Raw genomic sequence first — 26,571 nt, forward strand, 5'->3', positions numbered from 1 at the left:
ATCGCTTTGAAGATCATAACCTTTTAGTTCCTAATCATTTAAAAGACAGTCATTATCCTACGATGACATGGCCACCTACTTTTTAAATGGCCTGATAATAAGTCGTGCTGCTTTATCAAAATTGATGTAGTTATACGTCCAGTTAAACAGTACAATAACGCGATTTCTAAAACCTACTAAAGACATCAAGTGTACAAACATCCAAATAAACCAAGCAAAAAAACCACCAAATTTATAATGTTTTAAATCCACAACGGCTTTATTTCTTCCAATCGTTGCCATGGAGCCTTTGTCTTTATAAACAAAGGGTTTCAAGGGCTTATTTTCAATTAATCGCAATAAATTTTTCCCTAATAAATTACCTTGTTGTATGGCTGGCTGCGCAACTTGAGGATGCCCTTTAGGATACGCTTCAGAAGCCATTAAAGCAATATCTCCAACAGCAAAAATATTAGCGTAATCCTCAACTTGATTAAATTGATTCACTTTATAACGGTTTGCTCCTTCTATTATAGCCTCCGCATTTAATCCTTGTACGGGAGCACCTGTAACACCAGCAGCCCAAATTAAGGTTTCAGATTCTAATTTTAATTCAGAATTAGTTGTTACCGTTGTACCATCATAATGCTTTACAAACGTGTTACAATGTATTTTGACACCTAATTTATTTAAAAATTTTGTTGCCTTTTTTGAAGCATGTTCACTCATTGGTGGCAATACACGATCTGCACCTTCCAATAAATGAATGTGCATATCATCAGGATCTAAATCATGATAATCTCGCGGTAAAATATTATTCTTCAGTTCTGCTATTGCACCAGCGAGCTCTACTCCTGTTGGTCCTGCTCCAACTATCACAAAATTAAGAAATGCTTCACGCTCACTTTTTGAATCTGCAATGGCTGCTTTTTCAAAATTCTGTAAAATAAGACTTCTTATATCTAAAGCTTGTGGTACCGTTTTCATTGGCATGCTAGAGGATTGAATCGCCTTATTACCAAAATAATTAGTTTTTGTTCCTGTAGCAAGAACCAAGTAATCATAAGCTAAATGACCAATAGACGTAATGATTTCGTTCTTTTCTGGTAGAATTTGCTCAACCTCAGTTAAACGAAAAAATGTAGTATGATGCTTTTTTATAATCTTTCGAAGTGGATACGCAATAGAATCTGGCTCTAAACCAGAACTAGATACTTGGTATAATAAAGGTTGAAACGTATGGTAGTTACGTTTGTCTATTAAGACCACTTGAACATTTTTATTAGCCAAGGATTTTACTAAATTTATACCAGCAAAACCACCGCCTATGATGACGATTCTTGGTAGATTAGACTGTGGAATATTCATTAAATATCTATTGTAATTTCGGCTACAAAAATACGAATTATCAAACCTAAAATTGTCTTTTAAAACAATTGTTGAATAAATTTGTAACAAAATAGAAACTCTTACTACTAATTAGATAACCAACTAATTTCATCAATTGAACAAAGAACTAGAACATAGTTTTGTAGAACAGTTGCAAAAGCATCAAAACATTGTGCATAAGGTGTGTAGATTATACACCAACAATGCAGATGCGCATAACGATTTGTTTCAAGAAATCACCATACAATTATGGCGAGCCTTCCCTAAATTTAGAGGAGATGCTAAATTTAGCACTTGGATGTATCGTGTAGGGTTAAATACCGCAATTACGTTATACAGAAAATCGAAAAGAAGTATAAATACGCAGGAATTTGACTCCGTTGAGTTTAAAATAAAAGCGGAAGAATATGATGATACAGAAGAGCAGCAATTAAAGCTCTTGTACCAAGCTGTACATCAATTAAATGATATTGAAAAAGCTTTAGTTTTCTTGTATTTAGAAGACAAGGATTACAGAGAAATAAGCGCGACTTTGGGGATATCTGAAGTGAATGCACGAGTGAAAATGAATCGCGTTAAAAAGAAATTAAAAACCATACTTAATCCGTAACATTATGGATGAATTAGAATTATTAAAGAAGGATTGGAATAAATCCGAGAATCAATATAAATCATTTACAGATAGTGATATCTATAAAATGAGTCATAAAAAATCGTCTAGCATTGTAAAAACCTTATTTTATATAAGTGTTGCAGAGTTAGGGTTATGGATTCTTATAAATGTTTTACCTTATTTTTCGTCTGATACTTATAAAGAGAGTTTAGATAAGAGTTATCACAACCCTGTGTTTGTTGGTATTACAATCTTTGGATTTATTGTAATCTTTATGTTTATATATTTATTGTATAAATCCTATAAATCAATTTCTACCACAGACAGTGCAAAAAAATTGATGGAGAGTATTTTAAAAACACGTAAAATTATTAAATACTATGTGATTTATAATTTAGTCGTGATTTTTATTTCTGTACCATTAACATTCTATTTTGAGTTTAATCAAAATATAGAGTTTCACGATCAAGTTGAAGCCTTTAACTCTAAACAAATGCTATTCCTTTATGGATTTACTGTTTTATTAACAGGCGTATTCATATTAGTATTTTGGTTATTTTATAAGCTAATTTACGGGATACTTCTAAAACGATTAAACAGAAACTATAATGAATTAAAGAAGATGGAAGTTTAAGGTGTTTTAAGATTTACGAAGTAACTTTCTATAATAAAAAACTGAGTTCATAACCCATTGTGATTATGAACTCAGTTTTTCTCCACGCCTTAAAATCTAAAACGTATAGCTCAATTATAGTGCTCTATATATAAGATTTACATAACTCGTAATGCTCATTATGACGACTCAAAGATTACAAAGGATAAGTATCTATCCTAATTGAAAGCATTACACTTTTGAACCATAAGATGGAATTTTATGAAGACTAAAATCTACATATCGCGCAATTCCTTATTTAAACGCTCATTTTCCTCAAGTACGTCTTGCGGAATTACTTTTAAAAATGAAGGGTGTTGCTCAATAGCATATTCAATTTTTTCAACGATAGAATCAATAGATTCATTCTCGTAATCTATTTCTAAAGGAGCTTTTATTTCAAAAGATTGAAATATATTTTTCTTTTTAACGCGTAACCCTTTTTTATCAAACGAACGCCTAAAACCATCAATAACAATTGGTATAACAATAGGTTTGTAGCGTTTAATAATATGAGCAGTTCCTTTTCTAATCGGTTTAAATGGTGTAGTTGTTCCCTGCGGAAATGTTATAACCCAACCATCATCTAAAGCTTTCCCAATACTAGAAATATCACTCATTTTTACCTGGCGGTTAACATCCTTACCTTGTGATCTCCATGTACGTTCAATACTTATAGAACCTACATAAGCTAAAACTTTTGGTAAAAGTCCAGATTTCATAGTTTCCTTTGCAGCTACATAGTACACATTAAGCTTAGGATTCCATAGATATCCTATATTCTTAATAGAATCATCACGATTACTTAAACTAGCATTAAACACATGAAACATTGCAATTACATCTGCAAAATAGGTTTGATGATTAGAAATGAATAAGACGTTATTGTCTGGAAGATTTTTAATGATTTCTGAACCTTCGATCTGTAATTCATTAAATCCTCTAAAACGACGATGCGTTAAGGCACCTAAGATTCTAATCAACCATTTTTTAACCCAAAGTATATGTCCAAAAGGATTTCTTTTAAATAATCCCATAGTAAATTTTTCAAATTTTGTCAATTACAAATGTAACCATTAAGTTAAATTATAAAACTTGTTTTAACAAGTCTTTTATTTCTCCAAGCATCATTGCGGTTGCTCCCCAAACAATATGGCCATTAAATTTAAAAGCTGGCACATCAACCTCCTCATTAAAAGATGTTGGTACTCTTGTGTTTAACATTTTATTGTCACTTAAAAAATCACTCAACGATACTTCAATAATAGCTTCTACTTCTTCATCTTGTTTGGTAAAAATTAAATATTCTTTTGAAATACCAATATAAGGATGCACCATAAAATTACTTGGAGGAATGTATAATGGTGACATTTTTTTTAAAACATCTATATGTAATGGGTTTACACCAATCTCTTCCTCTGTTTCTCTAATTGCCGTAACCATTAAATCATTATCATCCTCATCTTCATATTTACCACCAGGAAAACCTACTTGGGCAGAATGCACTCCTTTATACGTTTTGCGAAGAATGAGAACGAGATAGGTTTCATCATTAGTATTTGGGTAAAATAACGCCATAACTCCAGCCTTTCTAGCAGTTTTAGACTTCTCTTTCATTTTTTTTGCCAAGTCCAGCCGATAAGGTGGAGACATTTTTGCATGAGAGTCTTCGCCTGAAAGCTCAAGATGTTTTATTTTTACTACAGATTCTAAAAACGTATTAAAAAGCATTTATGAGATTTCAATTAGTGTTTCCAATGATTATTGGATTTGGATTATTACTTCTGAGTTGTGAAGATAAACAAACTTCAAAAAAAACAAATACAACAGTTGTAAAAGATTCTATTAAATCGAAACCAAAAGTTGAATCAAAAAAGCCAGCCACATCAGAATTCCCGTTACTTACAGATAACAACGCGATGGAATTCTTTTTAAAATATGAAAAAGAAAACAAAGAAGATAAGGTAAGAATAACCACTGATTTTGGAATTATAGAAATTCAGCTGTATGATAAAACCAAATTCCATAGAGCCAATTTCGTTTACCTAACGAAACGCCAATATTTTAATGGCACACTGTTTTATAGAGTCGTCAAAAACTTTGTTATTCAAGGAGGCAGTAGTGACGATTATAATATTGCCGAAAGACAACAGAAAATTGGTAATTACTTGTTACCACCAGATACAAAAAGAGGTTATACTCATAAACGAGGCGCGATTTCTATGCCAAGTAGCGAAATTGAAAATGCTTATAAACTAGCCTCGCCTTTTCAGTTTTTTATAATTCAACGCGACGGTGGAGCAGATTATTTAGATGGTGATTACACTGTTTTTGGTGAAGTCACGTCTGGGATGGATGTCGTAGATAAAATTGCGAATGTAAAAACCGATGACGGAGATTGGCCTCTAAGTAATGTTTATATTAGAAAGGTGGAGTTGATTGAGTGATTTTATGGTAGAGTCATAAAGTTGAAAAGACACGAAGAGTCAAAGTTATAAAGTCATATGGAAGCGTGTATTTTTTAATATAACGATTTGTATAACCGGTGACAACCTTTTTCTCTGCGAGTCTCTGTGAGCACTCCGTGAATCTCAGTGTGATTTTATTTCACTAAGGCGTAAAAGGCGCAAAGTTGAAAATCAAAAAAAAGATTCAAAGTAAAAGATTACTAAATCGTATATTTTTATATGATATGTGAAACTGGTGGCAACCTTTTTCTCTGTGAGTCGCTGTGAATACTCCATGAATCTCAGTGTAATTTTTTCCGCTAAGACGCAAAAGTCGCAAAGCTTCAATATGAAAGATAACAGATGTGTCTATTTTTATAACTCATAATTTATGATTCATTTCTTTGAAACACATTTAATTGCTGTGTAACCTGACTTAAGAATTATAAAATATTTAAGAAATATCCTCCCTATTTTCAGTACCTTGTTTTCCTTATAAAAACCACCAATTATGATATCTAAATCGATTAAGGCTACCTTAATTTGTAGCATTGTACTTTTTTCTAGCTGTAAAGAAGAAACCAAAATTCCCGAAAAAACCATGAGTGATAATGTATTAATCCAGAAATGGACAGGACCTTATAAAGGTGTTCCTGCTTTTGATAAAGTTTCAGTCGAAGCCATAAAACCAGCAATGGAAGAAGCTATGAAACTTAACCTTGCTGAGATTGAGACTATTACTAATAACCCTGAATCTGCAACTTTTGAAAACACAATTGTGGCTATGGAAAGTACAGGGAAAGAACTTAGTCGTGTGTTTACCTACTATGGAATTATGGGAAGTAATGTGTCTTCACCTGAATTTAGAGCTGTACAAGCCGAGTTAGCACCAAAACTTTCAGATTTTAGATCAGAGATCTCTCAGAACGAAAAATTATTTCAGCGTATAAAAACTGTTTATGATGCGTCTCAAGAAACACCTTTAGAATCGCAAGCACAGCGTGTAGTGGATTTAACCTACAAGCAGTTTGAAATGAATGGTGCCAATCTTAATGTTGAAAAGAAAAAGCGCTATGCTGAAATCAACAAAGAATTATCTACACTTTATACTGATTTCGCAAATAATGTACTGCATGATGAAGAAAATTATATCACGTATTTAAAAGAAGATCAATTAGGCGGTTTAGCAGATGGTTTTATAAAATCAGCGGCAAAAATAGCAACAGATAAAGGTGAAACCGGAACATATGCTATTACCAATTCACGCTCGTCAATGGATCCATTCCTTACCTACTCTACAGAACGCGAATTGCGTAAACAAGTTTGGGAAAACTATTATTCTAGAGGAGACAATGGAGATGAGTACGATAACAATAAAATTATTGCTGAAATATTAAAACTACGTAAAGAACGTGTCGGTTTAATGGGATATGACAATTATGCAGAATGGAGATTGCAAGATCGTATGGCAAAAACACCAGAAAACGCAATGGACTTAATGATGGCTGTTTGGCCAGCTGCAACTGCCAGAGTAAAAGAAGAAGTTGCCGATATGCAAACAGTGGCTAACGAACTTGGCGACAACATTACTATAGAACCATGGGATTATAGATACTACGCAGAAAAAGTACGTAAAAAGAAATACGATTTAGATAGTGACGAAGTGAAGCAGTATCTACAATTAGACAAACTAACAGAAGCTATGTTCTTTACGGCTGGCGAATTGTTTAATTATAAATTCACACCGGTTGCAGAAGGCTCAGTTCCGGTATTTCATGAGGATGTAAATGTATGGGAAGTTACCGACAAAGATTCTGGAAAACATATTGGTTTATGGTATTTAGACCCATTTGCGCGTCAAGGTAAACGTTCTGGTGCTTGGGCAACAACCTATAGAAGTTCTGATTCTTTTGAAGGAGAAAAAAATGTTTTAGCCTCTAACAATTCTAACTTTGTAAAACCAGCGCCAGGGGAAGCTGTCTTAGTATCATGGGATGATGCAACGACATTTTTTCATGAATTTGGTCATGCCCTTCACTTCTTCTCTGCCGATGTAAAATATCCAACCTTAAATGGAGGAGTTAGAGATTACACAGAGTTCCAGTCGCAACTATTAGAGCGTTGGTTATCTACAGATAAAGTCATCAATCAATTTTTGGTACATTATAAAACAGGAGAACCAATCCCAGCAGCTTTAGTTGAGAAAATAAAAAATGCTTCTACATTTAACCAAGGCTTCGGAACCACAGAATATTTAGCCTCTGCTTTAATTGATATGAAATTGCACTTAGCAGACCCAACAGATATTGACATTGATAAATTTGAACGAGAAACTTTAGACGAATTGGGTATGCCAAAAGAATTACCGATGCGTCACAGAACACCACAGTTTGGACACGTTTTCTCTGGAGAAGGTTATGCAACCGCTTATTATGGTTACATGTGGGCAGATGTTTTAACAAGTGATGCTTCTAAAGCGTTTAGAGAATCTGAAGGTGGTTTTTATGACAAAACAGTTGCTGATAAATTAGTGAAGTATTTGTTTGCACCTCGTAACGCTATGGATCCTGCAGAAGCTTATAGAAAATTTAGAGGACGTGATGCTAAGATTGAAGCCTTAATGAAAGATCGTGGATTTCCTGTTCCTGAGACTAAATAGTTAGACTTATTTCTTAGTTCAGGTATTTAAAAATGATAAAGAATAACAAAATTGCCGTTTAAAAAAAATCTTGGAATGTAACTTTGGGAAATTTATAATTTGTATTTATGCGCTATTAAACATTTAGATAGTGTCCATAAAATCAAAAAATAGAATTTATCAACTAGACTTGTTTCGGTTTTTTGCGGCTTTAATTGTTGTTCTTTATCATTATTTTTTTAGAGGCTATGCGGCAGATAATTTATCTGATTTAGACTTTAGTGAAATTAGTGATTACTTCAAATATGGTTTTTTAGGTATAAATATATTCTTCATTATTAGTGGGTTTGTGATCTCATTGTCGATCAAAGATAGATCGTTGATCAAATTTATAATTTCAAGACTATCAAGATTATATCCCATTTATTGGATATGTGTTTTAATAACTTTCGTTGTAATATTTTTATTTGGCGTTCCTAAATTTACAGCCGAATTAGTGCAGTTTATTCTAAACCTTTCGATGTTTCATAATTACCTAGGAGTTGAAAGTATTGATGGCGTTTATTGGACGCTGTTTATAGAAATGAAATTCTATATTTTCATCATTGGTTCATATTTAGTTTTAAATAAATTTAAACCAATAAAACTAGATTATTTAATTTATACCTGGCTGACGCTTTCGGTATTGTATCTCTATTTTAGTGAACTTTTTATCTTTAGAATTGGTAAATCGCTTTTCATTTTAGACTGGAGCTCTTACTTTATTGCAGGCATGATTTTATATCAGATTTATAAAAGTAAATTAAATATAAAATATGCTCTATTATTATCCATTGCATTATTTACATCCATACAACATACTATAACTGAAACGGCTAAAAAAGCAAATCATTTTAATATTGAATTCTCTCCGCTAATTGCTTGCAGCATCATTGTTATATTTTACTTACTCATATTACTTGTGGCCTGTGGTAAACTGAGAAGTATCAATTCTTCAAAATTTATAAAAATTGGAATGTTGACCTATCCTCTTTACTTAATTCATCAGAAAATTGGATACATTATTTTCGATAATTTAGGAAATGACACGAATAAATATGTCGTAGTAATTTCGACAACTTTTCTTATGATTCTGTTATCATATATTTTAAGTGAATTTTATGAACGTAGAGCCTCAAATTACTTGAAAGTTAAATTGAAACAACTAACAAGCAAATACTTAAAGTAATCAGAAAAAATAAGTGCTAAATTGTAGCTCGTATTTCACTTGTAATAAAAGCCAAATCAATTATAGACAATAAAAAAAATTAACCTAAGATTTTAACTAATAACTCCTTAAGCAAGTCTCCTTGAGGTATTGCATTAGCACCTACACCTTTGCTTTTAACATCTGTTTCGCGAAGTACACCAATAATATAGCTCACTTTTTTCATGGGGTAATTACGAGCAGCATCTAAATATTCATTAACAAAATAAGGATTCACTTTTAATGCCGAAGCCACACTACGTGGATTTTTGTCAGACATACCATGAAGATGTAATAAGTCTGAAAAGAATTTAAACAACAAAGCAACAGAAACAACTATAGGATTATCCTTTGGGTTTTCAGCAAAATACTTAGCAATTTGGTGTGCCTTTACTGCATTTCTACTACCAACGGCTTTGCGTAGTTCAAAATTATTGTAATCTTTACTTATACCAATATTTTCCTCAATATGCTCTGGTGTAATTTGAGTCCCTGCTGGTAAAACGATCTTAAGTTTATTTCCGACTATCTAATTTTTCTACGAACAAGAACATCAGAAGAGGAGATTAACAGTGTAAAATCACTTTAATCTGTAGCTATATCTCAAAAATGAGATTAAAAAAAACCTCTATATAAATAATATTTTTTTTAACACCTCCCTGACCCCCAGTATTCTATAATAAACAATTGAATAATAATTATTCGATTACGGAAACCCGTAGATAATTTCCCACAAGCTGAATTATGTTTGTAAAGCTTAAAAACTAAAATCCGAGCCTACCATAAGATGCATACGAAACCATAGAAAAATAATTTAAACTAAAACGCATACAAAAGTAGATTCAGGTTCATGTACGAGGTATTTACACAAAAAAATCACATTCAACATACACCTTTCAAAACAATTAAAAATAAACAAAGATGAAAACAAAAAAAACATTTTTATTCTATCAATTTTAATGTTCGCTATTCAAGCAGTTACGGCTCAAAAAAGTAATGTAGAAGAAAAAAATACCAAAGAAGCTCTCTTCATAATATTTTAATAGTTGGAGAAAGTTTTGAAAATTCAGATTTAGTTACTAAGAATTATGAAGCTTGGCCATTTCCAGAAAAATACAACGATCACAGGATTGAATTAAGTTCTTTTAACAGATCGGATTATACTTTGACAGATGAGGAGAGAGAGGCGCTTGGTATTAATAAAAGTGAAACTAATAAAATGATTAATAGCGCGCTATCTGGAGCTGCTTCTGATGTCACAGCCGGAGCAATTAGCAATAATTCTGAAGTACAATATGAGATTGATAAATTTATTAAAGCAAAAAAACTACCTTTTGAATTGGTTTCTAAGTGGTTTAATCTGAATCAATTTGGTCAAGAAGACTACCTCCCAATGAAACTTATTCAAGACAGAGGTATTTACAGTGCAAGTGCTCAAGAAATATCTGAGGCAGAAACAACCACTAGAGGTCTTAATGAACTTCAGAATTCAGGTAAGAATTTAATAAAAAACACATTTGTAGTTTTTACAAAAATGAATTTTGTTTCTAATGAGCCAATTGCATTAGCCATCAAACAAACAACGGATGCAGCAGCAAATGAATTGTCAAGTTTAGCTAGAGATTTAGCATTAAAGGGTTCTGAAAAAATATATAATAAAACAAAAGAAGGGTATTCTGTTTGGACAACAGCATGGCTATATCGTTTAGATTGGACAGAAAAAACGTGGTCAGAACTAGGGGAAATAATTAAGGCTAAAAGAAATGGTGAAGATGTAACCTTTGCTTCACTGGATGTTAACTTTGAATTTATTGGTACAGAAAAAGCTTCAAGTCTAGTCACATTTTCTTTAAAGGAGAAAAGAACAGAAGAACAGATCATCGAATTATCTACAATCAGGAATGTAGATCAGGTTTATGCCAAACTTCAAAAAAACCATGACGTTTTCAAGGCCAAGTCTCCTATTGTAATTGAAGATGGTGAAATTTATTCTAAAATAGGTATGAAAGAAGGTTTAGAGGGGGGTGAAAACTTTGAAGTACTTGAAGAAATATGGGACAGCGAAACAAACGAAATAACTTACAAGAAAATAGCATCTATTAAAGTGGATAAAAAACAAGTTTGGGATAATCGCTACGGTGCTTCTGAAGGAAAAGAAAAAGAGTTAGGTAAAACACTTTTTAAAGGAAAAGTAAAGAATTTAGCTTCAGGAATGTTAATTAGACAAATTAAATAATTATGAAAAAGACATTAATTTTAATTTCAATTCTATTTTTTGCAATTGGTACAGCAAATGCGCAATCTAAAAGAAACAAAAAAAGGCGGATATAGAAACTGCTAAATGGAATTATGATGTTGAATGTGTTGGAGAAGCTGCTGCAGGGACATACACTCTTAAAGTTTATTCCATATTAAGAGACGAAAGTATTGCAAGAGTACAAGCTTCTAAAAATGCTGTTCATGCTGTTATTTTTCAAGGCATTGATGGGCAAGGCACAAAGTGTACAAAAAAACCAGCTTTAGCCAGGTCTTCTAGCTTGGAAACAGAGTTTGAAGACTTTTTTAAAGAGTTTTTTGAAAGCAAAGGAAATAAAGACCTCAATAACTTTAGCAAATATGTTAATGTAATAGAGGGTGTGACAGATAGAATGAAAGTGGGTAAAAAAGAGTACAGAATAGGTACTCTAGTTACTGTTAATGTGACTCTATTAAGAAAAAAATTAGAAGAAGAAAACATTATAAAATCACTAGATAGCGGGTTTTAAAATTTATAAAAATGAAATTACAAAAACAAATATTAGTATTATTTAGTACTCTTTTGGCTATAAACTTATCGTTTTCTCAAGCAAAAAAACCGACTCTTATGGTCGTACCTGCTGATACTTGGTGTTATGAAAATGGATACTCTCAGACAATAGATAATCAAGGGGTGGTTAAAGACATCCCCTTATACCAAATGGCACTTCAACGTAATAGTGATTTAGCCTTGGTGATTACCCAAATTAATGGATTATTAAGCGAAAGAGGATTTAGTGCAAAAGACCTATCTGCCGAACTTAAAAAAGTAGAAGCAAAAAGCGCAGAACAAGAATTAAGATCATCAAAAAATACGGGGTCTGAAGTTTCGGAAACCCCTATTGATGCCCTAAAAAAAGCAGCTAAAGCCGATATTATTTTAGAAATGAGCTGGGCTATTACTGATAATGGACTTGAAAAGCAAGTTACTTTTATACTTAGAGGTTTAGACGCTTATACAGGAAAACAAATAGCAGAAACTTCAGGTACTGGAGCTCCCGATTTTTCTAGCCCATTACCTATTTTATTAGAAGAAGCTGTGAGTTCTCGAATTGATAAATTTCTAGCAAGTTTACAAACTACTTTTGAAGGATGGTTTGAAAAAGGTAGAGAAGTGAACTTAGGCATTCGCGTATGGGATGACTGGGAATACGATTTAGAATCTGATAATTTTGGTGATGATGAGTTAAGTTTTTTAATTGAAAATTGGTTAGATGCTAACAGTGTAAATGGGTCGTATACAACTATGGACGCAGAGGCTACAATGATGAATTTTGAACAAGTTAGAATACCAATGACATACGAGAGAAATGGGAAAATCAGAGGATTGGATGCTAGAAATTGGGCTAAGGGCTTAAGTGACTATCTCAAAGATCTTGGAATTGTAAATAAACTAACTATTAGAGGTTTAGGTGAAGCAACGCTTTATTTAGGGTCTAAATAATTAAACATTGACTATGAAATACTATTTAAATACACTTATTTTTATTCTGTTATTCTCTTTCTCATTCGGTCAGAACTCGCTAGGAAAAACAGATGATTTAGGTCGAATACAAATCTCTACTTATGTGTCTGATCAAATTGATGGTTTACCAGGTTCTGCTAAAAATTTATTAGAAAATAAATTAAACCAAATAGCGACCATGAATGGCATGGGTGGATCTCAAAATTCAAGATTTATAATTACACCAAATATTACGCTATTATTTAAAGAAGTTCTTCCTGGTCCTCCGAGGAAAGTAGTCATTACTCTTGAAGTCTATTTTTATATTGGAGATGGAATGAAAGGAACTTTATTCTCATCAGAAACATTAAAAGTAAAAGGCGTTGGCACAAGTGATACTAAGGCGTACATTTCAGCTATTAAACAAATTAAAGCTAAAAACCCAATTTTTAAAAATTTTGTAGATCAAGGTAAAGTGAAGATTATAGAATATTATAATTCTCAATGTGATTTTATTCTTAAAGAAGCAGAAGCAGCAAAAAGCAAAAAACACTATAATGTGGCAATTTCTAAGCTGATGGAAATCCCTCAAGTCACTAAGGAATGTTATGAAACAGCCATGGATCAAGTTGCCATTGTTTTTAAAGAAAAATTGATAACGAGTGTGAATACCATGTAACGAATGCCAATAATGAATGGAATGCAGGGTTAGACGCTAATTCCGCAAATAAAGCTTCTACTCATTTGTCTTTAATAGACCCAGATTCTAAATGTTATGAAGAAGGAGTGAAATTATCTCAACGCATCGGACAGAGAATACAAGAATTAGATCAAAGAGAATGGGATTTTAAAATGAAACAATATAAAAACAGAGAGGATAAAGAAAAAGCATTAATTGACGCTGTTAGAGATATTGGTGTTGCTCAAGCCAATAATCAACCAAAAAATGTTTATAATATAAAAGGTTGGTGGTGATATAAATGCCTATTTATAAAACTACTAACCATTGCAAAAAATCTAAAGTTATAGATTTCTAAAATCTAAACTCTTTTAATTTCTTTTTTGATCTGAATTTAAAAAAAAGATGATGAACAATCTTTAATAGACAGCCCTAGTTTATATATGCTAAATGTATTTTAAATAAATTACTCTCCTAAACATATTCTTGACAAAAGACATGCTGAAAAGTTAAATAATAATATAATTTTACATGCCAATGAAGAAGAAGAAGAAGAAGAAGAAGAAGAAGATGGACATTCTATTGTTAAACATATAAAAAGTAAAGGAGAGTTAAAATCTTTATTTATAAAGTGAAGGAAAGAAAGTTAATCTCATACTTTATAAACCATAAATAATATAAATAATTACACTACCCCAAAACTTTAACTAACAGTTCTTTAAGTAAGTCGCCTTGAGGTATTGCATTAGCACCTACACCTTTGCTTTTAACATCTGTTTCGCGAAGCACACCAATAATATAACTCACTTTTTTCATGGGGTAATTACGAGCAGCATCTAAATATTCATTAACAAAATAAGGATTCACTTTTAATGCCGAAGCCACACTACGTGGATTTTTGTCAGACATACCATGAAGATGTAATAAGTCTGAAAAGAATTTAAACAACAAAGCAACAGAAACAACTATAGGATTATCCTTTGGGTTTTCAGCAAAATACTTAGCAATTTGGTGTGCCTTTACTGCATTTCTACTACCAACTGCTTTGCGTAGTTCAAAATTATTGTAATCTTTACTTATACCAATATTTTCCTCAATATGCTCTGGTGTAATTTGAGTCCCTGCTGGTAAAACGATCTTAAGTTTCTTAAGTTCGTTATCAATTTTACTAAGATCGGTACCAAGAAATTCAACCAGCATTTGAGCTGCCTTTGGAGATATAATATAATCCTGACCAGCTAAAACCCGTCTAATCCAATCAGCTACCTGATTTTCATACATTTTCTTACTTTCGAAAACAACATTATCTTTTTTAAGCGCTTTATACAACGCCTTACGCTTATCTATTTTTTTGTACTTATAGTTAAGAACTAAAACTGTTGAAGGTTGCGGGTTAGCAGCATATTTTGCCAACTGCTCTATGGTTCTGCTTAAATCTTGTGCTTCTTTAACAATCACTACTTGGCGTTCTGCCATCATAGGGTAACGCTTAGCATTACTCACAATATCGTCTATAGACACATCGCGTCCGTAAAGCACCATTTGGTTAAAACCTTTTTCCGTTTCATCTAAAAGATGCTCTTCAATATAATCGGATATTTTATCAATATAATAGGCTTCCTCACCCATTAAAAAGTAGATAGGTTTTATATCTCCCTTTTTTATTGCAGCTACTATTTCTTTTATTTCGTCCAAATTATAAAAATACCAAGTTAAAAATTTCAAATTCTAAATGCTTAATTCAGCTTTACACTAAATTATTTCGATTTTAGTAATTGAAAATTGTGATTTGTGCTATTCTGCTTTAACTTTGAAAAAAATAAGCTATCCAAGGTGTTGCAAGAACTCAACTTTCCAAAGTTTGAATACCGTTTCAAAAGTACAGAAAATAAAGTTTCTATTTTTGATGTCATTCGGAAAAAATTTATCATTCTTCAACCCGAAGAATGGGTAAGACAACACTGCGTTCATTATCTAATTAATGAGAAAAAATTCCCAAAATCATTGATAAATGTTGAAAAAGAACTGATTATAAATGGCTTAAAAAAACGTTATGACATTGTCATTTTTAATTCCGACGGTAGTATTCATTTAATCGTAGAATGTAAATCGCACAGCATACAAATAGATCAGACTACTTTTGATCAAATTGCACGTTATAACTTAGCTTTAAATGCATCCTATTTAATGGTAACTAATGGTTTTAATCATTATTATTGTGAAATGGATTTTGAAGCAGAACGGTTTTCTTTTTTAAGAGATATTCCCAATTATACACCACACTAAATGTTACAAACCAAAGATATAGCGATTGTTATTTTAAACTGGAATGGGAAAGCCTTGCTTGAACAATTTTTACCTTCTGTTATAAACCATTCTGATGATGCTATCATTTATGTCGCTGATAATGCATCAACTGATGATTCTGTTAGTTTTGTTTCTGAGCATTTTCCAAATGTAGTATTAATTCAGAACGTTGAAAATGGTGGCTATGCAAAAGGTTATAATGAGGCTTTAAAACACGTTAAAGAACCTCTACTCTGCTTACTTAATAGTGATATTGAAGTCACAGAAAATTGGCTTCAAGCTATTATTTCAGAATTTAATAGCAATGAGAATACAGCTATCATTCAACCTAAAATTTTAGACTATAAAAATAAATCACATTTTGAATATGCTGGTGCTGCTGGTGGATTCATAGATAAGTACGGTTATCCGTATTGCAGAGGACGAATTTTTGACACCATTGAAGAAGATAACGGCCAATACAATGATACTAGAACTATTTTTTGGGCATCAGGCGCGTGTCTTTTTATAAAAAACGATGTATTTAAAAGTTTAAAAGGTTTTGATGAAGCCTATTTTGCTCACATGGAAGAGATTGATTTATGCTGGCGCGCATTTAATGCCAACTATATCACAATATATGTTGGGACTTCTACTGTCTATCATGTTGGTGGTGCGACCTTGAATAATACTAATCCCAAGAAAACCTATCTTAATTTTAGAAATAGCTTATTTACTCTAGTAAAAAATGCAGATACTAATTGGGCTTTTAGAGTTTTGTTTAGGATGCTATTAGATGGTGTTGCAGCGATGCGTTTCTTGTTTCAACTAAAACCAGCATTTCTATTTGCTATTTTAAAAGCACACCTATCTTTTTACTATAATTTACCTCGCCTCTTAAAACAACGAAAACAGCTTTCTAAGCGTTCTGGTTATTACGAAACAAACACTATTGTTTGGTCTTATTTCATAAATAAACGAACTCAGTTTTAAATATTTATAAAACTGTTAAAATTTATGTTAATCCATGGTCGGAGAACTTTTGTTTTCCATAATTTTGCTATGTTAAAATTAACGATTTAAACTAAAATTCAATTATGAAAAAATTAATGTTATTAGGTGTTTGTTCAATGTTGTTTTTAGCATCTTGTGTGTCTAAGAAAGAACATGTTGCGCTACAAGAAAAATATCAAGAAACCCAAGACTTATTAAATACTGCAACCGTTAAATTAAACAGTTGTCTCTCTGATGTTGCCGCTGCAAATGCGAGAGTAGAAACAATGAAAGATCAATTGGCTGATTTACGTAAGTCAAATCAAGATTTAATTGATACAAAAGGTGATTTAACTATCTTAACTAAGAAAGGTTCTGAAAACCTTGAGAAGTCTTTAGAGAGCTTAAAAGAACGTGATTTAAAAATTACAAGATTACAAGATGCGTTAACTAAAAAGGATAGTGTAACACTTGCTGTTGTAACTAGTCTTAAGAAAGCTGTTGGTATCAATGATCCAGATATCGAAATTAATGTAGAAAAAGGGGTTGTATTTATTTCTATCGCAGATAAGTTATTATTCCAAAGTGGAAGCTATACTGTAACAACTAGAGCTAACGAAATATTAGCTAAAGTTGCTAAAGTTATAAATAGCAAACCGGATTTTGAAGCTATGGTTGAATCTCATACAGATAATTTATCTTACAACAAGCCACCATTAGTTGACAACTGGGATTTAAGTGTAAAACGTGCAACTTCTGTTGTTAGAGTTTTAGAGAGCTTAGATGTTAATCCACAACAATTAATTGCTGCTGGTCGTAGTTCTTACGTTCCTTTAGTAGAAAACGATTCTGCTGAAAATAGAGCGAAAAACAGACGTACTCGTATTGTGGTAATGCCTAAAATTGACCAATTCTATGAAATGGTTGAAAATGAAATGAAAAATTTATCTGAAGGAAAATAATCCGAATAGATTTTAATATAGAAAAGCCCAATGCGTTTGCATTGGGCTTTTTATTTTCTGTTAGCTTTTAGTTTAAAATATCATAAGATTTTACCAATCTAATAAACTCAGCTCTATACCCATCTTTGTCCTCTCCTCTTCCATTATTGGCTAATGCAATCACTTTAGATGATGAAGCACTATTGAAATATTTAGAGTGTCTTAATTGCATTCCGAATAAAGCTACAGCAGAAGCAAAATTCATATCATCAGATGCTTCAGTTATTATATCATTTTGAACGTGCACCATTTCTATACTCTTATCCTCATTTGGTTTTTTATACCTGAATTTTACAGTAAATAATTCATCTTCATAATTTGAAGCCACTTCAGATTTGGTATACTTTAAATCTGATACTTTTTTAAGATAATCACTTTTAATTCCAACAGGAATAATTTCATACAAAGCTGTAACCGTATGTCCACTTCCTAATTCACCAGCATCTTTAGTATCATCTATAAATTCCTCGTCTGCCAATAACCTATTTTCATAACCAATCAATCGATATGCCTGAACTTTTCTGGGATTAAATTCTACTTGAATTTTAACATCCTTTGCTATTGTAAAAAGTGTGCCGCCAAACTCTTTACCAAATACTTTTTGTGCTTCTTGCATATTATCTATATATGCATGATTCCCATTACCTTTATCTGCCAGTGTTTCTAATTTTGAATCTTTATAGTTGCCATAACCAAAGCCTAGAACAGATAAGAATACACCTGATTTTCGTTTCTCTTCAATTAAGGTTTGCATGTCATTATCGCTAGAAGCTCCTACATTAAAATCTCCATCAGTTGCTAAGATGACACGATTGTTTCCTGTTTTTTTAAAATTCTTTTCGGCTAATTGATAAGCTAATTCAATGCCTGCACCACCAGCTGTAGAACCACCATAATTCAATTTATCTAAAGCTGATAATATCGTTTCTTTTTCATTACCAGAGGTTGGTTCTAAAACAACACCGGCGGCACCAGCATATACTACAATCGATACTTTATCTTTTTCTCTAAGTTGATTAACTAAAAGTTTAAACGCACTCTTTAATAAAGGTAATTTATTCTGCGACCCCATAGATCCTGATACATCTATTAAAAATGTTAAATTAGAAGCTGGCAATTCAGCATTTTCATACGTCTTACCTTGTAACCCGATTCTAACCAATTGTGTGTCTTTGTGCCATGGTGTTGTTACCACCTCTGTATTAATAGAAAATGGATGCTCATCTGTAGGTTGCGGATAATTGTAATTGAAGTAATTCACCATTTCTTCGAGCTTTACAGCATTTGGAGGAATGGTTTCTCCATTGTTAATCATGCGTCTAACGTTGCTGTAACCTGCTTTATCAACATCTATTGAGAACGTAGAAAGCGCAGCAAGATTGGTTCGCTTAAAACTATTCTCTTCAATTTGAGTATAAGTTTCATTCAGAAAATTATCAATATCTTCAAAATTAATATTGTTTTTATATCCTTTTGTTCTTAAAACAATAACTCCTTTTGTCCCTTCATAACCATAAATAGCATGACCTTGAAGCGCATTCAAGATTTCAATATGCTTAATTTTATCTGTTTTAATATTTCTGAATTCGCTTTCAGAAATCGGCTTCCCATTTAAAATATAAAGTGCTTCTTTTGAATTTACTGAAGCACTATCCCTGATAACAATATTTGATGATGTTCTTGGTGTTCCGTTTGAATTTGTAACTAAAACTCCTGAAACCTTTCCCGAAAGTTTTGAAGCTATAGTTGGTTTTAGCTTGGAGTAATTTGTGTAACCATGTCTAGTTGAGACACCATAAGCAACAACAACTATTTCATCTAAACTACTTTGATCTTCCTTGAGAATTACATCATAGATTAGGATGGCTCCAATAATTAGTTGCTGAGTTTGCATACCAACATAAGACACTTCTATAATATCACCAACATTAGCATTTAATTTAAAGTTACCGTCAAAATCGGTTTGGGCGCCAACAGTGCTTCCTTTTATAATAATACTGGCACCGGGCAACGGTAAACCATCAATAGCAGTTGTTACTGTTCCTGTAATTATTTTTTCTTGAGCTATCATGCATCCTGAGGACAACATAAAGCATAAAATGAATACTTGATTTTTCATAATAGTTGATTTATAAGTTTATGTAAACCTATAAACAAACACTATGATTTAAAACTAGCAATGAGTAAAGTACGTGTTTGAATGAGTTAACTCCCTAAAACAGCTTTTATCGTTTTTTTACGTTGAATTTTTCCGTTTACAGTTTCTGAAAACTTTTCTAGAGTATAGATTTCCTTAGGGACTTCAAACTTTCCTAAAGTTTTTAGCTCTTTTATAGCCTTTCTAATATCATCTTTAGAATCTGTCGGATTTTCAACAATAAGAATCAATTTTTCGCCTAAAGTAACATCGTCTTCACCTGCCACAATAAAACGCTGTTTTATAGCGGGTTGTAATTTATCTTCTATTTGTTCTGGAAACAATTTTACTCCACCAGAATTAATAACATTATCGTAACGACCGAATAACTGAAAGCTAGTTTCTGACTGTAATTCGACAATATCATTAGTAATTAAGGCTTCTTCAACCAGTTTTGGAGCGTGTATAACTAAACAATTTCTATCGTCTTGTTCAAAAGTAACATGCTCTAAAGCTTTAAAATACGGTTCTTTTTCAGCAGATTTAGATTGTAACTGTCTTACAGCAATGTGTGTTACGGTTTCTGTCATTCCGTAAGTTTCAAAAAACTTAGGCTCACAGTTTTTAATTTTTCTAAAAGCGGTTTAGTGACTTTAGAACCACCAACAATAATCGATTTGATATTCTCAATATAATTAATGGTATGCTTTAATTGTATCGGAACCATAGCACAGAAATCATAAGTCTTGTCGTAATCAAAAATTGGCTGTGCAGAAGGTTCAACAAAATCAATTTCTAATCCTAAAACCAAGGCACGAACAAACATCATTTTACCTGCAATAAAGTGACTTGGTAAACAATGTAAAGCTTTATCTCCTGGTTCTAAACCGAAAAAATTACCTGTAGCTATGGCAGAGTTAACCATCGCTTGTTTCATTAATTTAATTTCTTTTGGCTGACCTGTAGAGCCTGAAGTCGTTACATATAAAAAGTCTTTATTATTTAACCAATCGATTAAAAAATTACCTGTTACTTTTTCGTAAGCCTCTCCTTCTTTGATAAGACTATAAGCAACTTCTTTTAGATCTTCGTGACTAAAATGAAGTCCATTAAACTTAAAACGGTTGTGTACTTTGTTATATTCTGGTGTCATATTCTACTCAATTATTTTATAATTTTCCTTTGGTGGCTCTTCTACTTTTCCGAATAATTTATCTTTCCAGTTGGTCCATCCATATTTTTTTGAAAGTATGAATAGCATTAAAGGATAAACGATTAAAACGGGTAATATAATTTCTGAAATTGATCCTAATTCTGGTTCAGACATATCTTTAAAAAGTGCATCGGTTTGCAATGCTGTCCAATCTGCTGTTACTAATAGTGAAGCAATTAAATTATTACCTAAATGAAAGCCTAAAGCTAACTCTAAGCCTTCATCCATTAACGTCATAATTCCTAAAAGTAATCCCGTTCCGATATAAAATATCATCATTTGCCAAAATCCAATAGCCCCTACCTCTGGATTTGCGCTATGCGCAACACCAAATAATATCGAGGTAAAAATTAGAGGGAACCATTTGTTCTTAACCAAAACACCTATATGCTGCATTAAATAACCTCTAAAGAGATACTCTTCCAACCCTATTTGAAACGGAAATAAAATAATACTTATTATAAATAGTATGGAAAATTTAACAGGATTAAACTGAAACACAATTTCAGATGAATCTATGGAATACATGATAAAAAACGTAACAATGGTATAAATTGTAATCATTAAAAATGAAAACAAAATGCGTTTATAATCTACCTTAAGTCTCGATGTTGTTAATGATAAGAGGCTTCTTTGGTGTATAAATTTAACCAAAACAAATAACAGTCCTAGCAAAAACACAAAGGGCAATAAATTAATGATTAATAATACACTTGATGGTAAATTCCAACTCTTCATGGCATCCATTGCAGCATCTAAATCACTTGGATCTGACGCTAAATAAAACACAAAATTACTAATAAAAATACCTGCTACTAAGATTGTTGTTAGGATAAACATCCAAAGTTCGCGTTGTCCTTTATAGGCTTGTTGTATATAATTCATGTTATAAATTAAATTTCCAGTGTTGTTTTAAATCGTAATGCAAAGTACCGTTTTTTACGCTTAATGGAGAAATAAAATTGTTAGTAAATAAACTTCCTGTTCCTAAACCTTGAGGCATGTTATTTTTTAATGTATACGTCCATTGTGCTATGGCATTCAATCCAATATTACTTTCTAAAGCGCTGGTTATCCACCATTTTATATTTAAATTTTCTGCGGTGTCAATCCACTGTTGACTCCCTGTAAAACCACCAACCAAACTTGGTTTTAAAATGATATACTGTGGTTTTATAGTTTGAAGTAATTCTTGCTGATTTTCGTTTGAAAACACCCCAATTAATTCTTCGTCTAAAGCAATAGGTAATGGAGTTTCCTTACAAAGCCGAGCCATTACTTCAAACTGCTTTGGTTTTATAGGTTGCTCAATGGAATGTAATTGGTATTCTGATAATCGTTTTAACTTTTCTAAAGCATCCTTAGGTGAAAAAGCACCATTTGCATCTACACGTAATTCAATATCTGAAACTAAAAATTCATTACGTATCGATTTTAAGATGTCCAATTCCGTTTGAAAATCTATAGCTCCAATTTTTAATTTAATACAACTGAAACCTGCTTCAATTTTATCCTTAATTTGAGATCGCATAAAGTCTTCCTTGCCCATCCAAACTAAGCCGTTAATTGGTATACTGTCTTCTCCCTTTGAAAATTGAGAAGGAAATAATTGAAACTGATCTGTACCTTCTAATGATTTAAAAGCGGTTTCCAATCCGAATTGAATACTTGGATACTCTATTAACTCAGCTAAAAGTATTTCTAACCCAAGATGAATGTTACGACACGTCCATTTTAATTTTTCTTCAAAATCTGGCCGATCATCAATAGATAAGCCTCTTAAAATACCGCACTCGCCAACCCCCGTTTTATTTTCATTTTCTAAAATTATAAACCAGGTTTCCTTTGTTGTCATAACTCCTCGCGATGTGCCACTGGGACGTTTAAATTTTAAAACATAATGTTTGTATTCTGCTCTCATCATAGTAATCAAAAATACTTAATTATTTTCGTAAATTAGAGCTCAATTAACAATACAAAATGCCAAATTTTCCTAATATTATTCTTTATGCTATCCCGTTTTTTGTGCTGGCAATGGTATTAGAATTATATGTAACTACTAAACAACATATTAAGACTTACGAATCTAAAGATGCCTTCACCTCTATTGCTATGGGCTTGGGAAACGTGTTTTTGGGTTTTGCGAGTAAAGTTTTGGTATTATTGGTTTTCTTTTTGGTTTATGATAACTTTAGATTGTTTACTATTCCTGTGGCTTGGTGGTCCTTTTTAATTCTATTTTTTGCGGATGACTTTGCTTATTATTGGTTTCATCGCGTCTCGCATGAATGTCGCTTATTTTGGGCTTCACACGTCGTTCATCATTCATCAGAACATTACAATTTAAGTACAGCACTTAGACAAACATGGTCTGGCGGTTTTTACACCTTTATCTTTTGGTTATGGTTACCGTTGTTAGGCTTTCATCCAGCTATGATTTTATTACAAATGTCTATTAGCTTGTTGTATCAATTTTGGATTCATACAGAAGCCATAAATAAGATGTCAAAATGGTTTGAAGCAATTTTTAACACTCCATCGCATCATAGAGTGCATCATGGAAGTAATCCTATTTATCTAGATCGGAACCATGCAGGAATTCTAATTATTTGGGATAAACTATTTGGAACGTTTCAACCGGAGTTAAGCGATGAAAAAGTAAGATATGGTTTGGTCACAAATATTAAAACATACAACCCAATTAAAATTGCATTTATTGAGTGGTGGTTATTATTAAAAGATGCGTCTTCCGGACGAAAATCATTAAAAAATAGACTACTATACCTTTTTAAACCTCCGGGTTGGAAACATGATGGTACTGGTAAAGTCAGTGATGATTTGAGAAATGAATGGTTAATGCGAAAGAAATAATCCTTTTACCTTTAACAAATATGATTTTAACTTATGTCGTTAAATTGTAAACTTCAAGCATTTTGTCAACCATTACGTCTTCAGAAAAATGATTAACAACATGTTTATATGCATTTTCTCCCAATACAGTTAAAGACTTAGGATCTAATGCAATAGTTGTGATTATGGCTGCTAATTGTGCGATATTTTCGGATTCAAAAAGAAATCCATTTTCACCATCAATAATTTGATCATTAGCTCCTTCAATATTAGATCTAATCACAGGTTTTTTCATCACCATTGCCTCTAAAGGCACCAATGGAAAGCCTTCTACCCTAGATGGTAAAATTAGCATATCTATCATCGTATAAATCTCTCTTGGGTCTCTAAAAGGAATTAACGTGACAAGATGGTTTATCTGATATTCTTTTAGACACTGGTTTAGCCAATCTATATTTCCATTACCCAAAATAATAGCATGAATTTTTAGATGTTTGCATCGGTTAATCGCTTCAATTAAGATATCTACTCCTTTACGATGACCTATTGTACCCACGAAACCAATAATAACCCTATCAATAGGTATATTATTTATTCTCTTTAAATTCAAAATACCGTCTTTATCTAGGGCATACTTATGATCTTTAACCCCGTTAAAAATAAGTTTAACCTCACTTTTTTTATAGTTGTAATCTGACACTAAATTGATCTCTAATTCTCTACTAATTGCGATAGCGTAGTCTCCTTTTCTATTGAAAATATGCTTTGGGATATTCATGTTGTGATGTGTCACAATAAACTGTTTGCCTGTTATAAATTTATATATAGCAGCTAAATATGTAGTTACTGGATAATGGGCATGTATGACATCTGGCTTAAGCTTGTATAAATAATACAAGCCAAACGGAATTGAAAAAAGATATGATACTAACTGATATAACCTTGTACGAAAATTAATCTTGTTATAAATAGGAAAAGGCAATTTAATAAATTTTACACCATTCCTTTTTGTTTTCTCGAATAATGTAATAGCACTTGGATGGCCTCCATGACCACCAGATAGGATATAAACAGAATGACCTCTTCTTATAAGGTTCTCAGCTACAGAATACATGTGCGTTGTAGAACCCTCTGCAGGTAAATATCTTGCTAAGTAAACAATTATCATAACTATAAAAAAAGAGTCTAATGATTTATGTAAATTTCAACCTTTCATTCATCAAATTAACACGCTATACTATGAGGCAAAAGCATCCTTACTTTTTAAAAAAAGTACATCCATACCATAAGATTGTATACTCCTTCTAAACTGTCACGTAGTTAACACAATGTATTTCGCTATGAATCAAACCGATATAAAGATATGTTTTTTAACTGAATTCTCTAATAAATAATTATAAATTTGAAGTGTATATCATAAGACGATTGAAGTTATCTCATATCTTTTCATAGAAAACTATGAATCATGCCTTACGTGTTTAAATACCTATTAGAAATATGAAGGACAAGGCAAATTTAGCAATGATGATCAGAATTTCTTATCAATTAAGTTTATTGGATTCAGAGAGTAATTCATAATAATTTCAAAATCAACTACACCTATGATCAACTCTTCTTCGGTAATTACTTCAACTTTCCACAACCCTGGCATCGTATTATTTTTGTAAGTGTAGCCACGATACCCATAATTTCTGCCACCTTTTATAGTATAACCTATATCTTCAATAGTTTCCCACTCTTCAGTTTGATTATTATACCATTTCCAACGGTGATAAATTGATTTTTCGATATCAGTAGGAGCAAATATGGATGTAAAAACATAAACAGTTTCTTCAGGCTCTGAAATAAACTTTAACCGATGATCTCGCCAAAATATATACCAGTCGTCTGTTTCATATGTCACTGTATACGTATTGTTTTCAACTTTAATATTATGTGCTACTAAACCATTTTCTAAAGCCAAAGGCACAGGCGGAATAAGATTAAAAACATAGAATAGATTAATCATGGCGTAAAGTCCTGATACAATTCCTATAACCTTTCCTAGTTTAATTTCGGCTCTTGTACTAGGGCTTTTTATATAAATTATGCTAATCAATGTCAACGTTAGGATGAAACTAATAAGACCCGATAAAATAAATACATTCGTATTCATTACTTTAATGAGCACAGGGATAATGAAAGAGAAAAACGTGAAGTTGATAAAAAAGTAAACACTGAATTGCAAGTACTTATTAGAAATTCGTTTTTTTAGAAGCTCGTTTGCAAAGAGAAGAACTAGTAAGATGATAAAGAATGACATCGTCTTAGATAGTGAAACACTTCTAGAAAAATAAATAACATACGCGCTTGAAAGTGCTCCAAAGAAAAATTGGATGGCCAACGGATAATAGTCTCTTAATTTTAGTAAAAACCTATTTTTCCATTTAAAGTCGTCTGCCAAATTAAACAAGTAAATCGTTACTGTTAACGATGTCATATGCAGACTTAAAACAATTAAATCGTACAAACGATCAACACGACCAAGCGTTAATGTATCGAAGATAAATCCACCGATAAAGAAGATTATAGGTGCATATTTTTCGTGCTTACGAATGAATTTTCGAAAAGCACTACTCCTAAATTTAACTAATATCCTTTTCATATAAATTTTAGAAACATCCGATTATCATAGGTTATAACTAACGAAAGGTTATCTTTTACCAAACT

The 26,571-nt window shown here is 32.0% G+C and carries 25 protein-coding genes and 1 pseudogene; 14 read left to right on the top strand and 12 right to left on the bottom strand.

Features of this window, described 5'->3' with window-relative positions; genetic code table 11:
* Positions 1–75: 75 nt before the first annotated feature.
* Entirely contained in the window at positions 76–1,347 is a 1,272-nt protein-coding gene (locus ADIWIN_RS15765; protein ID WP_020894516.1) for an NAD(P)/FAD-dependent oxidoreductase, read from the bottom strand.
* 136 nt (positions 1,348–1,483) lie between these two features.
* Between ADIWIN_RS15765 and ADIWIN_RS15770 the strand changes: the two genes are divergently transcribed.
* Both ADIWIN_RS15770 and ADIWIN_RS15775 read left to right on the top strand, forming a co-directional pair.
* On the top strand, positions 1,484–1,978 hold the full coding sequence (locus ADIWIN_RS15770) for an RNA polymerase sigma factor (RefSeq protein ID WP_020894517.1): 495 nt from the start codon (positions 1,484–1,486) through the stop codon (positions 1,976–1,978).
* A gap of 4 nt (positions 1,979–1,982) precedes the next feature.
* Positions 1,983–2,615, top strand: a complete 633-nt coding sequence (locus ADIWIN_RS15775) for a DUF8845 family protein (RefSeq protein WP_020894518.1) — start codon at positions 1,983–1,985, stop codon at positions 2,613–2,615.
* A gap of 254 nt (positions 2,616–2,869) precedes the next feature.
* Here the strand turns inward: ADIWIN_RS15775 and ADIWIN_RS15780 are convergent, their stop codons facing one another.
* Positions 2,870–3,670, bottom strand: a complete 801-nt coding sequence (locus ADIWIN_RS15780) for a lysophospholipid acyltransferase family protein (protein WP_020894519.1) — start codon at positions 3,668–3,670, stop codon at positions 2,870–2,872.
* A gap of 49 nt (positions 3,671–3,719) precedes the next feature.
* Positions 3,720–4,364: an NUDIX hydrolase gene (locus tag ADIWIN_RS15785; RefSeq protein WP_020894520.1), complete on the bottom strand. Its 645-nt coding sequence runs from the start codon at positions 4,362–4,364 to the stop codon at positions 3,720–3,722.
* 2 nt (positions 4,365–4,366) lie between these two features.
* Here ADIWIN_RS15785 and ADIWIN_RS15790 point away from each other — a divergent pair, with 2 nt between their 5' ends.
* The 3 genes from ADIWIN_RS15790 (at position 4,367) to ADIWIN_RS15800 (ending at position 8,946) form a co-directional block, all read left to right on the top strand.
* Positions 4,367–5,080: a peptidylprolyl isomerase gene (locus tag ADIWIN_RS15790; protein ID WP_020894521.1), complete on the top strand. Its 714-nt coding sequence runs from the start codon at positions 4,367–4,369 to the stop codon at positions 5,078–5,080.
* A 511-nt stretch (positions 5,081–5,591) separates the two neighbouring features.
* On the top strand, positions 5,592–7,739 hold the full coding sequence (locus tag ADIWIN_RS15795) for a M3 family metallopeptidase (RefSeq protein ID WP_020894522.1): 2,148 nt from the start codon (positions 5,592–5,594) through the stop codon (positions 7,737–7,739).
* A gap of 130 nt (positions 7,740–7,869) precedes the next feature.
* Complete coding sequence (locus tag ADIWIN_RS15800; RefSeq protein WP_020894523.1) at positions 7,870–8,946, top strand: acyltransferase family protein; 1,077 nt, start codon at positions 7,870–7,872, stop codon at positions 8,944–8,946.
* A 79-nt stretch (positions 8,947–9,025) separates the two neighbouring features.
* Here the strand turns inward: ADIWIN_RS15800 and holA (ADIWIN_RS15805) are convergent.
* Positions 9,026–9,481 (bottom strand): annotated as a pseudogene (gene holA, locus ADIWIN_RS15805) (DNA polymerase III subunit delta); the annotation flags it as partial.
* Positions 9,482–10,129: 648 nt separating this feature from the next.
* Here holA (ADIWIN_RS15805) and ADIWIN_RS15810 point away from each other — a divergent pair.
* The 5 genes from ADIWIN_RS15810 to ADIWIN_RS15830 all read left to right on the top strand — a co-directional run bounded on the left by ADIWIN_RS15810 (position 10,130) and on the right by ADIWIN_RS15830 (position 13,678).
* The gene (locus tag ADIWIN_RS15810; protein WP_020894525.1) at positions 10,130–11,200 is read left to right on the top strand and encodes a hypothetical protein; all 1,071 of its coding nucleotides are present in this window, start codon (positions 10,130–10,132) and stop codon (positions 11,198–11,200) included.
* A gap of 301 nt (positions 11,201–11,501) precedes the next feature.
* Positions 11,502–11,729, top strand: a complete 228-nt coding sequence (locus ADIWIN_RS15815) for a hypothetical protein (RefSeq protein ID WP_020894526.1) — start codon at positions 11,502–11,504, stop codon at positions 11,727–11,729.
* Positions 11,730–11,740: 11 nt separating this feature from the next.
* Positions 11,741–12,703: a DUF6175 family protein gene (locus tag ADIWIN_RS15820; protein ID WP_020894527.1), complete on the top strand. Its 963-nt coding sequence runs from the start codon at positions 11,741–11,743 to the stop codon at positions 12,701–12,703.
* Between the two features lie 13 nt (positions 12,704–12,716).
* The gene (locus ADIWIN_RS15825) at positions 12,717–13,382 is read left to right on the top strand and encodes a hypothetical protein (protein ID WP_020894528.1); all 666 of its coding nucleotides are present in this window, start codon (positions 12,717–12,719) and stop codon (positions 13,380–13,382) included.
* A 65-nt stretch (positions 13,383–13,447) separates the two neighbouring features.
* The gene (locus ADIWIN_RS15830) at positions 13,448–13,678 is read left to right on the top strand and encodes a hypothetical protein (RefSeq protein ID WP_020894529.1); all 231 of its coding nucleotides are present in this window, start codon (positions 13,448–13,450) and stop codon (positions 13,676–13,678) included.
* Between the two features lie 394 nt (positions 13,679–14,072).
* Here ADIWIN_RS15830 and holA (ADIWIN_RS15835) read toward each other — a convergent pair whose 3' ends face one another.
* Complete coding sequence (gene holA, locus ADIWIN_RS15835; RefSeq protein ID WP_040757610.1) at positions 14,073–15,077, bottom strand: DNA polymerase III subunit delta; 1,005 nt, start codon at positions 15,075–15,077, stop codon at positions 14,073–14,075.
* 141 nt (positions 15,078–15,218) lie between these two features.
* Between holA (ADIWIN_RS15835) and ADIWIN_RS15840 the strand changes: the two genes are divergently transcribed.
* The 3 genes from ADIWIN_RS15840 to ADIWIN_RS15850 all read left to right on the top strand — a co-directional run bounded on the left by ADIWIN_RS15840 (position 15,219) and on the right by ADIWIN_RS15850 (position 17,623).
* On the top strand, positions 15,219–15,668 hold the full coding sequence (locus tag ADIWIN_RS15840; protein ID WP_040757627.1) for a type I restriction enzyme HsdR N-terminal domain-containing protein: 450 nt from the start codon (positions 15,219–15,221) through the stop codon (positions 15,666–15,668).
* Positions 15,669–16,661 carry a glycosyltransferase family 2 protein gene (locus ADIWIN_RS15845; protein ID WP_020894532.1) on the top strand — a complete coding sequence of 331 codons (993 nt, stop codon included), beginning with the start codon at positions 15,669–15,671 and terminating at the stop codon, positions 16,659–16,661.
* A gap of 104 nt (positions 16,662–16,765) precedes the next feature.
* On the top strand, positions 16,766–17,623 hold the full coding sequence (locus tag ADIWIN_RS15850; protein WP_020894533.1) for an OmpA/MotB family protein: 858 nt from the start codon (positions 16,766–16,768) through the stop codon (positions 17,621–17,623).
* Between the two features lie 67 nt (positions 17,624–17,690).
* Here ADIWIN_RS15850 and ADIWIN_RS15855 read toward each other — a convergent pair whose 3' ends face one another.
* From ADIWIN_RS15855 to ADIWIN_RS15870, 5 genes are all read right to left on the bottom strand, one after another.
* The gene (locus ADIWIN_RS15855) at positions 17,691–19,781 is read right to left on the bottom strand and encodes a vWA domain-containing protein (RefSeq protein ID WP_040757611.1); all 2,091 of its coding nucleotides are present in this window, start codon (positions 19,779–19,781) and stop codon (positions 17,691–17,693) included.
* Between the two features lie 86 nt (positions 19,782–19,867).
* Positions 19,868–20,389 carry an acyl-CoA synthetase family protein gene (locus tag ADIWIN_RS21975; protein ID WP_020894535.1) on the bottom strand — a complete coding sequence of 174 codons (522 nt, stop codon included), beginning with the start codon at positions 20,387–20,389 and terminating at the stop codon, positions 19,868–19,870.
* Positions 20,386–20,952, bottom strand: a complete 567-nt coding sequence (locus ADIWIN_RS21980) for an AMP-binding protein (RefSeq protein WP_020894536.1) — start codon at positions 20,950–20,952, stop codon at positions 20,386–20,388. Before ADIWIN_RS21980 ends, ADIWIN_RS21975 begins: the two co-directional genes overlap by 4 nt.
* Before the next feature lie 3 nt (positions 20,953–20,955).
* A complete protein-coding gene (locus tag ADIWIN_RS20400; protein WP_020894537.1) occupies positions 20,956–21,897 on the bottom strand; it encodes a CPBP family intramembrane glutamic endopeptidase in 942 nt (313 codons plus the stop codon).
* A 1-nt stretch (position 21,898) separates the two neighbouring features.
* Entirely contained in the window at positions 21,899–22,933 is a 1,035-nt protein-coding gene (locus ADIWIN_RS15870; protein WP_040757612.1) for an o-succinylbenzoate synthase, read from the bottom strand.
* A 59-nt stretch (positions 22,934–22,992) separates the two neighbouring features.
* On the opposite strand from ADIWIN_RS15870, the gene ADIWIN_RS15875 reads away from it, so the two are divergent.
* The gene (locus ADIWIN_RS15875) at positions 22,993–23,883 is read left to right on the top strand and encodes a sterol desaturase family protein (RefSeq protein ID WP_020894539.1); all 891 of its coding nucleotides are present in this window, start codon (positions 22,993–22,995) and stop codon (positions 23,881–23,883) included.
* A 31-nt stretch (positions 23,884–23,914) separates the two neighbouring features.
* On the opposite strand, the gene ADIWIN_RS15880 is transcribed toward ADIWIN_RS15875, so the two are convergent.
* Together ADIWIN_RS15880 and ADIWIN_RS15885 are read right to left on the bottom strand one after the other, a co-directional pair.
* Positions 23,915–25,030 (bottom strand): glycosyltransferase family 4 protein, encoded by a 1,116-nt coding sequence (locus tag ADIWIN_RS15880; RefSeq protein ID WP_020894540.1) that lies wholly within the window; start codon positions 25,028–25,030, stop codon positions 23,915–23,917.
* Between the two features lie 360 nt (positions 25,031–25,390).
* Entirely contained in the window at positions 25,391–26,506 is a 1,116-nt protein-coding gene (locus tag ADIWIN_RS15885; protein ID WP_020894541.1) for a DUF2914 domain-containing protein, read from the bottom strand.
* Between the last annotated feature and the right edge of the window lie 65 nt (positions 26,507–26,571).

The organism is Winogradskyella psychrotolerans RS-3 (assembly GCF_000427335.1).
GTDB lineage: Bacteria > Bacteroidota > Bacteroidia > Flavobacteriales > Flavobacteriaceae > Winogradskyella > Winogradskyella psychrotolerans.

Excerpts from the sequence above, each read along its gene's own strand:
- ADIWIN_RS15765 (WP_020894516.1), bottom strand. The coding sequence starts at position 1,347 with ATGAATATTCCACAGTCTAATCTACCAAGAATCGTCATCATAGGCGGT.
- ADIWIN_RS15775 (WP_020894518.1), top strand. The coding sequence starts at position 1,983 with ATGGATGAATTAGAATTATTAAAGAAGGATTGGAATAAATCCGAGAAT.
- ADIWIN_RS15780 (WP_020894519.1), bottom strand. The coding sequence starts at position 3,670 with ATGGGATTATTTAAAAGAAATCCTTTTGGACATATACTTTGGGTTAAA.
- ADIWIN_RS15785 (WP_020894520.1), bottom strand. The coding sequence starts at position 4,364 with ATGCTTTTTAATACGTTTTTAGAATCTGTAGTAAAAATAAAACATCTT.
- ADIWIN_RS15790 (WP_020894521.1), top strand. The coding sequence starts at position 4,367 with ATGAGATTTCAATTAGTGTTTCCAATGATTATTGGATTTGGATTATTA.
- ADIWIN_RS15795 (WP_020894522.1), top strand. The coding sequence starts at position 5,592 with ATGATATCTAAATCGATTAAGGCTACCTTAATTTGTAGCATTGTACTT.
- ADIWIN_RS15820 (WP_020894527.1), top strand. The coding sequence starts at position 11,741 with ATGAAATTACAAAAACAAATATTAGTATTATTTAGTACTCTTTTGGCT.
- ADIWIN_RS15825 (WP_020894528.1), top strand. The coding sequence starts at position 12,717 with ATGAAATACTATTTAAATACACTTATTTTTATTCTGTTATTCTCTTTC.
- ADIWIN_RS15845 (WP_020894532.1), top strand. The coding sequence starts at position 15,669 with ATGTTACAAACCAAAGATATAGCGATTGTTATTTTAAACTGGAATGGG.
- ADIWIN_RS15850 (WP_020894533.1), top strand. The coding sequence starts at position 16,766 with ATGAAAAAATTAATGTTATTAGGTGTTTGTTCAATGTTGTTTTTAGCA.
- ADIWIN_RS15855 (WP_040757611.1), bottom strand. The coding sequence starts at position 19,781 with ATGAAAAATCAAGTATTCATTTTATGCTTTATGTTGTCCTCAGGATGC.
- ADIWIN_RS21975 (WP_020894535.1), bottom strand. The coding sequence starts at position 20,389 with ATGACAGAAACCGTAACACACATTGCTGTAAGACAGTTACAATCTAAA.
- ADIWIN_RS21980 (WP_020894536.1), bottom strand. The coding sequence starts at position 20,952 with ATGACACCAGAATATAACAAAGTACACAACCGTTTTAAGTTTAATGGA.
- ADIWIN_RS20400 (WP_020894537.1), bottom strand. The coding sequence starts at position 21,897 with ATGAATTATATACAACAAGCCTATAAAGGACAACGCGAACTTTGGATG.
- ADIWIN_RS15870 (WP_040757612.1), bottom strand. The coding sequence starts at position 22,933 with ATGAGAGCAGAATACAAACATTATGTTTTAAAATTTAAACGTCCCAGT.
- ADIWIN_RS15875 (WP_020894539.1), top strand. The coding sequence starts at position 22,993 with ATGCCAAATTTTCCTAATATTATTCTTTATGCTATCCCGTTTTTTGTG.
- ADIWIN_RS15880 (WP_020894540.1), bottom strand. The coding sequence starts at position 25,030 with ATGATAATTGTTTACTTAGCAAGATATTTACCTGCAGAGGGTTCTACA.
- ADIWIN_RS15885 (WP_020894541.1), bottom strand. The coding sequence starts at position 26,506 with ATGAAAAGGATATTAGTTAAATTTAGGAGTAGTGCTTTTCGAAAATTC.